Below are 14,213 nucleotides of genomic sequence, written 5' to 3' on the forward strand. Positions count from 1 at the left end.
TCTTCTTGGTGGAAACATTTGAGAGAGGATGTTTTAGCAATCAACTGACCAATGCACAAGCAGAAAAAGGTGCTAAAAGCACCTTTTTGATTCAGTTTTCCAATACTAAGGGCGAATCAGACAAATTCGGCTGATTTTGCGTCCAGGGTTAAGCTGAGAGCGAAACGCTGCTGCAGGGTATCTTCCAGTTTTTGATGAAACTCTTCCTGAATACGGCTGACTTCCGGCAGTGCTTTAGCAGGCGGAGCATCGCTGTCCCACTCACCGGCCAGATTGTAGCGCCCGATATGATAATTGGCCTCAAAACCGTCGCCGCTGGCATTTAATTCCATCCACCAACCCCAGAATTCACGTTTTTCCGGTGACTTCTTGTCGTTGACGCACACCGCGAGACAATCAAACAGATAAAAGCCTTCTTTGCACTGTCCTTCGCGCAAATACGGACCGATTGCCTTCAGGGCTGCCAACAAACGATAATGAGTAGGATTTTGCGCCATCTCAGACATATTGACTCCTTGCTTCCATGTTAAGAATGACAATTATTATTATTAATCATGAAGTTAATAATACACATTCACCACTCTTAACTAATTTGTGCAAAAAGTCACCTACAGAGTTCATCTTCTAGCCAATTTATCGCCAAATCGAGGGATTGCTCATAACCCTGACTGATTGTCTTACTTTTTATTTGCTTAGCTTTGCCACCTTGGCTAAAGAGCGCAACCAGTTGATTATCACTATAAGGTGACACAGGATCGCCCTCCAGACCCATGGCCAGGATTGGCACCTTGGTGCGCCGACTGGATAAAAAGCCCTGAACTTTGAGAGACCAGGCCATCATCTGCCCGGCCAGACTGTCAATATCGACCGCGTTTTTGCCCAGACGCGATGCCAGTACATCGATATACATCTTCGGCATTTTTTTCATTTTCGGCGGTGAAACCAGCACGTCATGAATCGGCGCGCCGAGTGTGACACACGCTTTGATGCGCTCAGGTTCGAGAAACGACAGCCGCACCATGGCATTGCCGCCAAAGCGAAAACCAATCAGCCCGACCCGGAAGTGATCCACCCACGGCAGGGTATGCAGCTGGCTCAGGACTTCCTGATGTAAACAGCAAGAATCTTCGGTCAGGGTCCAGTGCGAGCTCTGACCGACTGACGGCATATCTAAAGTCAGCATGGCGATATTGCGCTTGGCGAGAAAATCGCGGAACAGGCGCCACATATCAGTTTGCAGACTGTCGAGCCCGGCGCTGACAATCACCACCGGCTGTGGTTTGTCGGTTTTCGATAAATGCAGATGACCAATGATTTTTTTATTCTTAAACGGAAACTCGAGACGTTTAATCACGTACTTGGTGTGAGTCGCCGCTTGCGCATAAGCCGTATTGGCCAGCACCTGGGCCTGAGTTGCCAGATTGTCATTTTTCAGGTGCGGGTAGCCGGCAATGCTGAAACAAAGCGAGGCGGAAAACATTTCATCTGCGGCTTGTTCGCCCTGCTGCTGCTGAGCCCGTAACTGGTGACGCATACCGAGCTTAGTCCACTCAAATGCCCAGTTACCACTGTGATAGCCCATGACGGTATCCAGCCACTGCTCTTCAGTGCGCGAATGTGTAGACGATGCGATCCGGGCCAGTACCTCTTCCTGCTCTATCGGATCAATGCCCTGCCACGCCCACTGTAAGCGACGCAGGTTGCGATACCAGGCATGCCCCTCCTCTGCCATTTTATCGGCCAGGAACTTATGGCTGCTCGGCATGTATTGAGTGAGTGATGAGGTCTCTTGAGCTTGCTTGTACTTTTGGAATAACGTCTCAGAAAGGTTTTTACTGACTTCTTCGGACATAACGCGTCTCTGTTGAGGGCAATGGCCTAATAGTAATAAAAAAAATGGCCCTATACAGGGCCATTATCAAATAAAGTTGCGATCTTGGACTTATTTTTGTTTGCGGTTAACCGGCTCAACAAAAGACAGCGCCATATCCCATGGCTGTTCAATCCAGGTATCCTGCTCAATATCTACGATGTACTCGTCAACCAGGTCTTTACCCGCTGGTTTAGCACATACAGTAACAAATTTCGCTTTTGGATACATTTCACGGATTTTACGTGCTGTATCGCCGCTGTCGACCAGGTCATCAACAACAATAAAACCTTCGCCATCGTGCTCAGGAGCTTTCAGAACATTCATGTCACGCTGGTGATCGTGGTCGTAGCTGGAGATACACACGGTATCTACGTAACGAATACCCAGTTCGCGGGCCAGAATTGCTGCTGGTACCAGGCCACCTCGGCTCACACCCAGGATACCTTTCCATTGTTCTGCAGGCATTTGAAGTTGTGCCAGTTCACGGCAGTACTTCTGCATATTGTCCCAAGTGATAACGAATTTTTTGCTCATTGTGATAAACCTAACTTTAAAAAATGTAGTGGACTGCGCTTACGCAGCCACAATGTATTTAGCCGCGAAGATGATTGCCATCACCCAGACACTGAGTGATACGCTGCGACCTTTACCACTCAGAAGCTTGATCACTGCATAAGCGATAAAGCCCATTGAGATACCTTCTGCAATCGAGAAAGTCAGTGGCATCAGCAGACAGGTCACGACGGTTGGCGCCGCTTCGGTCAGGTCACGCCAGTCGATGCTGACCAGACCAGACAACATCAGAATCGCCACATAAAACAGCGCACCTGACGTTGCGTAAGCTGGAATCATACCCGCTAATGGCGAGAAGAATAGTGCAAGCACAAACAGAATGCCAACCACAACCGCAGTCAGACCGGTACGACCGCCTGCTGCGACACCTGATACACTCTCAACGTAAGAGGTGGTGTTTGAGGTACCCAGCAGAGCGCCCACTGAAGTTGCGGTAGAGTCCGCCAGCAGTGCGCGGTTAAGACGTGGAATTTTGCCGTCTTCACCAATCAGGTTCGCTTTGGTTGCCACACCCACCAGCGTACCGGCAGTGTCGAACAGATCAACGAACAGGAAGGCAAACACAACCGAAATCATGCCGACTTCAAATACAGAAGAGAAATCCAGTTGCAGGAATGTCGGCGCAATACTTGGTGGCGCAGACACAATGCCGCCCCACTGAACATCACCAAACAGCAGACCCAGCGCAGTAATCGCCAGGATTGCGATCATAACAGCACCTTTCACGTTGCGGTGTACCAGCGCGATGGTCAGGAAGAAGCCCAGAGAACCCAGTACTGCAGGCAGAGAAGTGATGCCACCCAGTGAAACCAGAGTTGCCGGGTTATCAACCACGATACCCGCATTTTTCAGCGCGATGAACGCCAGAAACAGGCCGATACCGGCCGAGATACCGGTGCGCAGCGACAATGGAATCGAGTTGATGATCCACTCACGAATCTTAAACAGACTCAGAATGATAAACAGCACGCCTGAGCAGAATACTGCTGCCAGCGCAACCTGCCAGGTGTAACCCATACCCAGTACCACTGAGTAAGTGAAGAATGCGTTCAACCCCATACCCGGCGCTTGGGCGATTGGGTAGTTAGCCACGAAGCCCATGATGAAACAGCCGACCGCCGCTGCCAGACAGGTCGCGACAAACACCGCGCCGTGATCCATTCCGGCGTCGGAAAGAATCGCAGGGTTAACAAAAATAATGTAAGCCATGGTCAGGAAGGTGGTGATCCCGGCAATGACTTCAGTGCGCACGTTAGTGCCATATTCACTGAGTTTGAATAGCCTTTCCAGCATGTTCGATTCCTAATAAAGGTAAAAGAGTAAACGGTTGCGTAATCGATTGGGCGCAGATTATAAAGTTATCAAATCACAAATTCCAGACAGAATTTATGGGAACGAGAAGCAGGCGGGAACAGAATAAGACCAGAATGGCACAAAAGCGCGGGATTTTAGAGCAAAAATACCAATTTTTTTAATAACTTGCAAAAACGAGATCTAACTCTCCCTTTACTGAATCATAAAAGGGAGAGTTGCAGAATAAACCTCAGATGATCACATTTTAAACCAGCTAGTTCATCACCTTATTAGGCAACCAGGTGACCAGATCCGGGAACAGCATACAGATGACCAGCACGGTAAACTGAACCAGAATGAACGGCGTCACCGACTTGTACAGGTCCATCATGGTCACCCCTTTCGGCGCGATACCTTTCAGGTAGAACAAGGCAAAACCATAAGGTGGTGTCTGCACCGCAATCACGATGTTAAGAATCATCAGCACCCCGAACCAAATCGGGTCATAACCGAGCGATACCGCAACCGGGGTGAAAATCGGCGCGCACATCAGTACGATAATGAATTCATCAATGATGAAACCCAGCAGCAGCATGATCACCTGGAACATCATGATAATCACAATCGGCGGCAGGTCGAGGTCGCGGGTAAAACCGGACACCATGCCCTGAATTCCCATCAGCAAATGGAAATTACTGAATACCGACGCGCCGAGAATAATCCACATCGCCACACTGACCAGCAGCGCAGTCTGCATTCCGGAGCGCATCAACAGCTCAGGTTTAAAACGTTTAAACAGAATCGACAGCAGAATCGCCCCGACTACCCCCAGCGCACCGGATTCGGTTGGCGTCGCGATCCCGGCAATAATACTGCCCAGCACGATGACGATCAGTGCAAACGAAGAGGCACCATCACGAATGGTCTTAAACATCTCATACCCTTTCGGGATTTCGATGTCATTGTCACTGTCGAGCGGTGCGCGCTCAGGACGCAGCTTACAGCTGATCACCACATAAGCAATCAATAACACTATGGTGATCAGAGCCGGCACCATAGCCCCGAGGAACATTTTACCCACGGAGTTCTGCGTCGCCGAAGCGAACATAATCATCGGAATACTCGGCGGAATCAGGATCCCCAGCGAGCCCCCGGCCATGATCACACCCAGCGCCAGCTTCTTATCGTAACCACGCTCCAACATAGGTTTGAGTGCGATAGAACTTGAGGTCATGATACCGGCACCGATAATGCCCACCATGGCACCAATCATCGAACACACACCGATAACACTGATGGCCAGAGAGCCACGCACACGGCCAATCAGCAGCTGGCTGGCATTAAACATCGCATCACCGATACCAGAACGGGTCAGGATTTGCCCCATATAGATATAGAGCGGGATAGCGAGCAGGATGAAATTAAAGAAGGTGCTTTCCACTGTGGTCGGAATGATGTTGAACATCGACTCGCCCCAGGTCAGATAACCGACCCCCATGGCAATTCCGCCCAGTGCCAGCCCCACCTGAGCACCGAGGACAAACGCGGTCAGAATACAGCCCAGCAACACCAGGGTTAACATCTCAATTCCCATTTGTGTTCTCCTTGTCAAAAACGGAATTCAACTGGTCGTTATCGACCTTAAAGGGCTGTTTCGCTCAGATGGACGTGTTTGTGAACATCGCCATTTAATTCGCGGCCTTTGATCAAAAAGAACAGGTTTGCGATCAGCTCAGTGGAATATTCGGCGATAAAGATGATGGCAGACACGGTAATCATCAGCCAGAAGTGGTGCATCGCAGGCGCCCACTCACTCTGAGTTTTATAGTTAAACTCCAGGGCTTCAAAAAACATACTGCCGCAGGTTTTGGCCATCACCGCCAAGAAACCAATCGCCAGGATGCCGGTCAGGACATCAAAAACACGGCGGGTCTTCTCTGACACTTTGGCGTGGACAATATCCACGTTAATGTGTGCTTCGCGCTGCTGTGCATACGCGCCGCCAAGGGCTGCAATGTAACCGAATAAAAACAGTGACGTGTCGTAACCCCAGATGGTCGGTTTGTTTAACACATAACGGGCAAACACTTCATAGAATACGATCGCAGCCAAAACGGGAAGCAAGTACGACACTGAGCGTCCAATCAGACTGACGATGTATTTCGTGAATTGGCAATACCTCAGTAAAATGGCTTCAAGCATAAATAAACTCCCTGTAAAAAACAGGTGAACCCAGAGGGTCCACCTGCGTTATGCCTTATTGTTGCTCCAGAATATCAACCAGCTGTTTGGAGTACTTATCTTCACTTGCGTACTCTTTCGCCAGTGACAGACCCGCCTCGTTCCAGGCTTGTTTGTCAGCGTCAGAAGGCTGCGGGCTCCATAGCAGACCTTTGGCTTCCATGTCAGCAACGGCCTGAGATTCCCATAGTTTTGATTTAGACATCTGCTCCTGAGCGTGAACCGCGGTCGCCGCTTTCACAATCGCCTGCAGATCTTGTGGCAGTTTGTTCCACTCTTTCTTGTTAACGATGATAGGCAGTACCTGCGCACCTGCCAGAGGCAGCGGATACATGTACTTAGCCACTTCAACGTGGTTACCGTCACGGTGGTCAATCATGTTAGAACCGATAGAACCATCGATAACACCGGTAGCCAGTGAGGTGTAGATTTCACTCCAGGCCAGAGAAACTGGCGAAGCGCCTAAATTACGCAGGAATTTGCCGTACGCACCTGGCGCACGAATCTTCAGACCTTTGAAATCGGCGATAGAATTGATTGGCTCTTTAGTGATGATGTAAACCGGTGGCTGAATGTACGGGTCAAGCCATTCCAGGCCTTGTGAACCGTATGCTTCTTTCAGAACCTTGCCCCAGCCTTTGTCGTGAAACAAGGTGGTCAGCTCGGCAACATCCGACGTACCGCCAGGTAAACCGACTTCAACCACACCAGCAGGAAATTCACCCGCATGCATCGGCTGGAAACGGTGCGCCCATGGTAATCAGACCCGATTTCACCGCAGTCAGAATGCCGCTGGTACCCACCCCCTCACCGGAGTAAAGCACCTGCACAGCAATACGGCCGTTTGACATGGTTTCAATGTTTTTGGCCAGGTCTTCATACACTTCACCAAAGGCAGTGCCACGACCATATAAGTTGGCGAAACGCCAGTTGTAATCAGCCGCCATGGCAGCGGTTGAACAGACCAGAGTGCTGACACCCAGCGCCGCGGTCAGAAAGGCTTTCGCCAGTTTAGTTCCTTTAACGCTTAACATAGAAATTTCTCTTCCTGCATGGTTACACTTTTGTTATTTATTTGTTTCCCGGACTCAATATGAAGAACACGGCAGGAATGCGATAGTGCCAGTCGGGCAGTTGTTATGGTACCAGCGGGTTAGTGCCAACTGGTACCAACGTTTGTGACAAACTGGTACTTAGGGTCGACTGAGGTTTGTGTCTAACATGCAATCAACAGCCTACAAAAGAGACACAAACATGGAGCAAATTGTTAACACGACGCTATTGAAAGCGACCTGTCCGGCCAGCGATGATGCCATCGCGGTTTTGAACCCGGCTACCGATGAGATCCTGGCGTACATTCCGTCCATGGATACGCAGACTATTCACACCATGATCGACCGCTCCAAACAGGCGCAGGCCGAATGGCAGGAAAAAAGTGCCGCTGAGCGCTCTGCTGTTCTGAAACGCTGGTACGATCTGATGATCGACAACGCCGACGATCTGGCGCGCATCATGACTCTGGAACAGGGTAAACCGCTGGCAGAAGCCAAAGGTGAAGTGATGTACGGTGCCTCTTTTATCCAGTGGTTTGCCGAAGAGGCCAAACGCACTTACGGCGATACCATTCCAGCACCTACCGGCAATAAACGCCTGATGACCATCAAGCAACCGGTCGGTGTCGCGGCAGCAATCACGCCGTGGAACTTCCCGATTGCGATGATTACCCGTAAAGCCGCACCGGCACTGGCTGCTGGCTGTAGCTTTATCGTGAAACCGGCCAACCAAACACCGCTGTCAGCATACGCCACCGCTGAACTGGCGTATCAGGCGGGTCTGCCACAAGATTTGCTGATTGTGCTCAACAATCATTCATCCGTCGCCGTGGGTGATATTTTCTGCAGTCATGACGACATCAAAAAGCTGTCGTTCACTGGCTCAACTCAGGTTGGCCGCCATCTGATCACCCAATGTGCTGACACCATCAAGCGCACCTCAATGGAGCTGGGCGGCAACGCACCTTTCATCGTGTTTGATGATGCCGACATTGACGAGGCGGTCAAAGGCGCAATGGCCTCAAAATTCCGTAATGCCGGCCAGACCTGTGTGTGTGCCAACCGCTTCTACGTCCAGGATGGCGTCTATGATGCTTTCGTTGAGAAGTTTGTCGCCGCTGTGGCTGAACTGAAAATGGGTAATGGCCTGGAAGCCGGCGTTAATATCGGTCCGCTGATTGATATCAAAGCCAAAAACAGCGTCCTCGGCTACATCGACACGGCGATTGCGCAGGGTGCCAAAGTGGCACTGGGCGGTAAATCAGCCGGCGGCCTGTTTGTCGAACCAACCGTTCTGACCGACGTGACCCAGGATATGGACATCATTCAGACTGAACTGTTTGGCCCGGTTGCTCCGGTTGTCCGCTTTAGCCAGGATGAAGAATTGGTCGAAAAAGCCAATGACACCATCTACGGCCTGGCGAGCTACTTCTACACCAATAACATTCACCGCGCTTTCCGTATCGCCGAGAAACTGGAATATGGCATGGTCGGTATCAATGAAGGTCTCATCTCCAATGAAGTCGCACCCTTTGGTGGTGTGAAACAGTCTGGTTTTGGCCGCGAAGGTGCCAAACAAGGCATCGATGAATACCTGAACGTTAAATATCTTTGCTTGGGCGGCTTCTAAGCCTCTCCTGAATCACGAAAAGGACACCTCATTATGACAAACTCGGAATGGCAAAATCGCAAGGAAAAAGTCGTTGCAAAAGGCATGGCTAACCTGGCCCCAATTTATGCAGCGAAAGCGGAAAATGCATTGATCACCGACATCGAAGGCAACCAGTACATTGACTTTGCAGCGGGTATCGCGGTCAACAACACCGGTCATTCACACCCACGTATCGTGGCAGCAGTGAAAGACCAGCTGGATAACTTCAGCCACACCTGTTCTATGGTGACCCCTTACACCAGCTTCGTTGAACTGGCAGAAAAAGTGGTCGAAATCGCGCCGGGTGACTTCGACAAGAAAGCAGCATTTGTAACGACCGGTGCAGAAGCCGTAGAAAACGCGGTTAAATTTGCCCGCGCCCATACCGGCCGCAGCGGTGTTATCGCGTTTAAAGGTGGCTTCCACGGCCGTACCAACATGTGTATGGGTCTGACCGGTAAAGTCGCGCCTTACAAAATCGGCTTCGGTCCGTTCCCGGGTGACATCTTCCACGTACCATACCCAAATGCTTACCACGGTATCAGTGAAGAGCAGAGCTTGAGCGCGCTTAACGATCTGTTTGCGTGTGACATCGAGCCGTCACGCGTGGCAGCCATCATCTTTGAACCGATTCAGGGTGAAGGTGGTTTCTATCAGGCACCGAACTCCTGGGTCAGCGCGATTCGCGAACTGTGTGACAAACATGGCATCGTGATGATCTGTGATGAAATCCAGACTGGCTTTGCCCGTACCGGTAAAGTGTTTGCGTGTGAATACTATGATGCGAAACCTGACCTTATCACCATGGCGAAAGGCATCGCAGGCGGCTTCCCTCTGTCGGGCGTGGTCGGTAAAGCAGACATCATGGACTCAGCCACTCCGGGCGGTATCGGCGGTACTTACGCGGGTTCACCACTGGCTTGTCGCGCTGCACTGGAAGTGATTGGCATCATTAAAGATGAGAATTTGTGCGAAAAAGCCCAGCATGTCGGCCTACAATTTAAAGAAAGTTTGATCGAGATGCAGAAAGCGATCCCACAGATCGGGGATATTCGTCAGGTCGGCGCGATGATCGCAATTGAGCTGAACGATCCTGAAACAAAACAACCACTTGCAGATGTGACCAAACAACTGGTATTAAAGTGTCATCATCAGGGCGTGATCCTGCTCTCATGTGGTGTGAAAGGTAACGTGATTCGTTTCCTGCCACCACTGACTATCGAGCCGGAGCTAATCACCAAAGGCCTGGAGATCATCACCAAGGAACTTCAGTCGTTAATCTGAGCTTCAACGATGCTTTAAAAAAGATGTGCAGCAATGCACATCTTTTTCTCTCCCGCTGTCGTTGATTCTGAACGGATTCGACTCTTTGATAAGCAGGAAAGCTATGCTGTACCAATTTATCCATATCGACCCGCAAGATTCGCGAACCCTGCAGGATCAAATCAAAGGTGACATAGCCAAAGCCATCTTTGCCGGTTTTGTCCCCAAAAATACCAGTATCATGTCGTCTCGTCGCTTAGCCGAGCAGCTCAAAGTCTCTCGTAACACCATATTGCGCGTGTATGAACAGTTAGCGGAAGAAGGCGTTCTGGTCCCGATTGAGCGCAAGGGCTACTACGTTAATCCGCAGCTAGAAACTGCAAGTACCATCCGCCGAGCAACAGCAGCAACCCGGCAGCCAAAACCTCAACTGGGTCAACTATCTTAATGCCGAGCATACCGTCTCAGACATCGCGGTGAAAAACCTCAACCAGTATCCTTATCTGTTTGTCAGCGGCATGGTGGATGAGGATCTGTTTCCGGTTTCGGAATGGCGCAAATGCAGTATTCAGTCACTCAACAAAAGTAACCATCGCAGCTGGACCTCGGACGATCATGATTACCATGAACTGATCGAGCAGATCCGCACCCGAGTGCTCACCAAGCGCGGGATCTTTGTCGGCAAGGAAAATATCGCGATCACGCTCGGCAGCCAGAACAGCCTCTATTTTCTGTCCAAACTGCTGGTATCTAAACGCAGTTGTGTCGCCATGGAAAATCCGGGCTACCCGGAAGCCCTGCATCAATTTCAGGCACGGCGTGCCCGGGTCATGCCGATCGAAGTCGATCGCAACGGCATGGTGATCGATGAACGCCTCACCTCAGCCAATGTGGTGTACACCACGCCGAGCAACCAGTTTCCGACCACGGTACGCATGTCCGCCGAGCGACGCAAGGCCTTGATGGATTGCGCCGAGCAGCATGATTTTCTGGTGATTGAAGATGACTTCGAACATGACATTAACTTCATGGAACACAGTTGTCCGCCGCTGCGCTGCGAATATCAGAGCGAACGCATCATCTATATTTCCAGTTTTACGTCCAGCATTGCCCCCGGGCTGCGGATCGGTTTTATTGTCGCAGCAGCGCCGCTGATCGCACAGATAAAATCTCTCCAGGTACGCACCCACAGCCTGCCTCCGAAAAGTAACTGCCAGACGCTGGCGCTGTTTCTCAGTCTGGGGTATTACGACGTACTGGCGCAAAAACTGCTCAAACGCTATCGCGACAAATGGCTGACGATGGAAAAAGCGATGAATTACTACTTCCCTCAGTCCGGCGCGATCCCGTCGCTGGCCGGGACCGCATTCTGGGTGGAGTACAAGCAGGGCTTCGATGCCGAACGTTTTGAGCAACTGGCACAAGAGCAAGGCATCCTGATTAACAACGGGGCCAAATACTTTAGTTGCGATCATAAAAACAACAGCTTTCGTCTCAGCTTTCAGTCGATCCGTTGTGAGAACATCCGCGAAGGCATCAAACAGCTGGCCGCGATTGCCAAACAGATTCTGCCGATCCCCCGCATTGAGGATTGTACCAGCGCACCACTGGATAGCGCGCAAATCCGCGCCGCACTGACCAATCAGACCCTGCTGACTAAAGACTGCTTTAATATTCCTTATCGTATTACTCTGCAGGCGGACGGTAAGTTGCTGGGCATTTCAGAACGCCCGAATGATATGGATGAAGGCTACTGGTGGGTTGAGAATAACAAATTTGTCTACCAGTGGCGTAACTGGCAGTTTTCCGATATCCGCTATATCACGATTGTGCAGGAAAACGGTGAGATCAAACGCTTTGATGAGCAGGGCTATTTTATCGGTGAAGCGCGCATCGCCTCCTGATCCCCACCTCCCGCATCACACCTTTACCCCTGGTCCGGCTGGATCCTCAGTCATCCCAAGCGATAACAAACCGGATCAACAGGCAAAAAAAACGCCACCTGAACTCAGGTGGCGGAGAATTCTATTAATCAAATTGATTAAAAATAAATTCCAATATAGGGGTGAACAAAACTGTTCAGGAAGCAAATTTGATCTCAATAACCAAAACTTGCTGGATATGCAAAGTTCCCGGTAAATACAGCACGTTTTTGCCAGAACATTACAGACGATAAACCTTTACTCATTACTATCACCTTTATAAACCAAACATTGTGTTTTGATTTCTCGGTTCCCTGGAGGCGATAAATCGGACTCATCCTTTGAGCATTTTTGCTTCGCTTGCGAAGTGGTTATAAATATACCACCAAGAAATTTTATTACAACACATAAGGTGATAAAAATCACACAAACCACACAAAGTGACTTTAATTTGAATTTTTTGGTAATTAAATTACAAAATAGTCAGCCTGAATGCTAAAAAAATTACTTCTAGATAGCAATGTGTTGCTTATAGTGTGATTCAGATTACAGCGCATCAGACACGACTGTGCTAACCGGGATGTATACGGTAATGAATAGCACTACACCCTCTCAGCGCATAGTGATATGCTCTTCAGTAGATTCACTATGTCACAGCCCGATATCAGTTAATTTCTCCGGAAATTAAACAATAACCAGTAAAAATTCGGGAAATGTTATACAAAAGGAGTTAACTGTGTCTGAGTTCCATTCTGAAATCAGTAAATTATCACCAGCGCCTGTCTGGCAGTTTTTCGATATGATCTGTTCGATCCCTCACCCGTCTAAACATGAAGAAGCGTTAGCCCAAGCTATCATCCGCTGGGCTGAAGATCAGGGTCTGGCAGTTCGTCGTGATCCAACCGGTAACGTGTTTATCAAAAAACCGGCCACTCAGGGTATGGAACACAAGAAAGCGGTGGTGCTGCAGGCTCATATTGATATGGTGCCCCAAAAAAATGAAGACACCGATCATGACTTCATCCGCGATCCTATCCAGCCTTATATCGATGGCGAATGGGTGACGGCGAAAGGCACTACATTAGGTGCCGATAACGGAATTGGTATGGCCACCTGTCTGGCGGTGCTGGCATCCGATGAGATCAAACACGGACCGCTGCAAGTCCTGCTGACCATCGATGAAGAAGCCGGTATGAGCGGAGCGTTCGGCCTTGAAGCCGGTTGGCTGGAAGGCGATATCCTGCTCAACACCGACTCCGAGCAGGAAGGCGAAGTTTACATGGGTTGTGCCGGTGGGGTAGATGCAGCGCTGACCTTTAACATCCGCCGTGAAGCACAACCGGCCGGTTACGTCACTCGTCAACTGATTCTGAAAGGTCTGAAAGGCGGTCACTCCGGGGTCGATATCCATACCGGACGCGGCAATGCCAACAAGCTGCTGGCGCGTTTTCTTGCCGCTCACGCCGCTGAACTGGACCTGCGTTTGATTGAATTTCGCGGCGGCAGCCTGCGTAACGCCATTCCGCGTGAAGCGTTTGTGACGCTGGCCGTTCCGGCCTCGAACCAGGATAAGCTTGATCGCTTGTTCCAGACGTATATCGAACTGCTGCAAAGCGAGCTGGGCCGAATCGAAACCAATCTGGTTGGCTACAACCAGGCATCCGATAGCCAGGCAGAAGTGCTGATACTGGCCGATCAACAGCGTCTGATCGCCGCACTCAATGCCTGCCCGAACGGCGTCATGCGCATGAGTGATGAAATTGAAGGTGTCGTGGAAACGTCACTCAATCTCGGTGTGATCACCACAGAACAAGACACGGTCAAGGTATTGTGCCTGATTCGCTCCCTCATCGATTCCGGCCGCAGCCAGACGGAAGGCATGCTGGCTTCCGTCGCTGAACTGGCCGGTGCTGAGATCACATTCTCAGGCGCTTACCCGGGCTGGAAGCCGGATGCTAACTCAGAAATCATGCAAATTTTCCGTGACATGTATGAAGGCATCTACGGCCATAAGCCTAACATCATGGTCATTCATGCCGGCCTGGAATGCGGTCTGTTTAAAAAGCCATATCCGGACATGGACATGGTCTCTTTCGGTCCGACGATTAAATTTCCTCACTCCCCGGACGAAAAGGTCAAGATAGATACTGTGGGCCTGTTCTGGCAACAAATGGTCGCCCTGCTGGAAAACATCCCGGCCAAAAACTGATCCCCCTCAGCCGGGACATCTCGTCCCGGCTGCTTTTCCTCTACCCGCCCATAGGCTCAATGGCCGGCACACGGCGACTTTCTTGCGTGGCAGCTCACAAATAAGTTATTAATATTTTTTGTCGATACGGAAAATT

Annotated in this window: 11 protein-coding genes and 1 pseudogene; 5 read left to right on the plus strand and 7 right to left on the minus strand. The window is 50.3% G+C overall.

The window, feature by feature from the left end:
- Positions 1 to 116: 116 nt before the first annotated feature.
- The 7 genes and pseudogenes from crl to ABDK09_20240 form a co-directional block, all read right to left on the minus strand.
- Positions 117 to 506, minus strand: a complete 390-nt coding sequence (gene crl, locus ABDK09_20210) for a sigma factor-binding protein Crl (protein ID XAW89157.1) — start codon at positions 504 to 506, stop codon at positions 117 to 119.
- Between the two features lie 98 nt (positions 507 to 604).
- Positions 605 to 1,852, minus strand: a complete 1,248-nt coding sequence (gene frsA, locus ABDK09_20215; GenBank protein XAW89158.1) for an esterase FrsA — start codon at positions 1,850 to 1,852, stop codon at positions 605 to 607.
- A gap of 90 nt (positions 1,853 to 1,942) precedes the next feature.
- Positions 1,943 to 2,407 carry a xanthine phosphoribosyltransferase gene (gene gpt / locus ABDK09_20220; GenBank protein ID XAW89159.1) on the minus strand — a complete coding sequence of 155 codons (465 nt, stop codon included), beginning with the start codon at positions 2,405 to 2,407 and terminating at the stop codon, positions 1,943 to 1,945.
- A 39-nt stretch (positions 2,408 to 2,446) separates the two neighbouring features.
- Positions 2,447 to 3,739 (minus strand): NCS2 family permease, encoded by a 1,293-nt coding sequence (locus tag ABDK09_20225; GenBank protein ID XAW89160.1) that lies wholly within the window; start codon positions 3,737 to 3,739, stop codon positions 2,447 to 2,449.
- A gap of 274 nt (positions 3,740 to 4,013) precedes the next feature.
- A complete protein-coding gene (locus tag ABDK09_20230; protein XAW89161.1) occupies positions 4,014 to 5,333 on the minus strand; it encodes a TRAP transporter large permease subunit in 1,320 nt (439 codons plus the stop codon).
- 47 nt (positions 5,334 to 5,380) lie between these two features.
- On the minus strand, positions 5,381 to 5,872 hold the full coding sequence (locus ABDK09_20235; GenBank protein ID XAW89162.1) for a TRAP transporter small permease: 492 nt from the start codon (positions 5,870 to 5,872) through the stop codon (positions 5,381 to 5,383).
- Between the two features lie 124 nt (positions 5,873 to 5,996).
- A pseudogene (locus tag ABDK09_20240) lies at positions 5,997 to 7,014 on the minus strand (TRAP transporter substrate-binding protein).
- Positions 7,015 to 7,234: 220 nt separating this feature from the next.
- On the opposite strand from ABDK09_20240, the gene ABDK09_20245 reads away from it, so the two are divergent.
- The 5 genes from ABDK09_20245 to ABDK09_20265 all read left to right on the plus strand — a co-directional run bounded on the left by ABDK09_20245 (position 7,235) and on the right by ABDK09_20265 (position 14,077).
- The gene (locus ABDK09_20245; protein XAW89163.1) at positions 7,235 to 8,662 is read left to right on the plus strand and encodes an NAD-dependent succinate-semialdehyde dehydrogenase; all 1,428 of its coding nucleotides are present in this window, start codon (positions 7,235 to 7,237) and stop codon (positions 8,660 to 8,662) included.
- 33 nt (positions 8,663 to 8,695) lie between these two features.
- Positions 8,696 to 9,967: a 4-aminobutyrate--2-oxoglutarate transaminase gene (gene gabT, locus ABDK09_20250; GenBank protein ID XAW89164.1), complete on the plus strand. Its 1,272-nt coding sequence runs from the start codon at positions 8,696 to 8,698 to the stop codon at positions 9,965 to 9,967.
- 103 nt (positions 9,968 to 10,070) lie between these two features.
- Positions 10,071 to 10,394, plus strand: a complete 324-nt coding sequence (locus ABDK09_20255; protein ID XAW89165.1) for a winged helix-turn-helix domain-containing protein — start codon at positions 10,071 to 10,073, stop codon at positions 10,392 to 10,394.
- A gap of 28 nt (positions 10,395 to 10,422) precedes the next feature.
- Complete coding sequence (locus tag ABDK09_20260; protein ID XAW89166.1) at positions 10,423 to 11,850, plus strand: PLP-dependent aminotransferase family protein; 1,428 nt, start codon at positions 10,423 to 10,425, stop codon at positions 11,848 to 11,850.
- 754 nt (positions 11,851 to 12,604) lie between these two features.
- Positions 12,605 to 14,077: an aminoacyl-histidine dipeptidase gene (locus ABDK09_20265; GenBank protein XAW89167.1), complete on the plus strand. Its 1,473-nt coding sequence runs from the start codon at positions 12,605 to 12,607 to the stop codon at positions 14,075 to 14,077.
- The last annotated feature ends 136 nt before the right edge of the window (positions 14,078 to 14,213 follow it).

It is taken from the genome of Vibrio sp. CDRSL-10 TSBA, assembly GCA_039696685.1.
Lineage (GTDB): Bacteria > Pseudomonadota > Gammaproteobacteria > Enterobacterales > Vibrionaceae > Vibrio.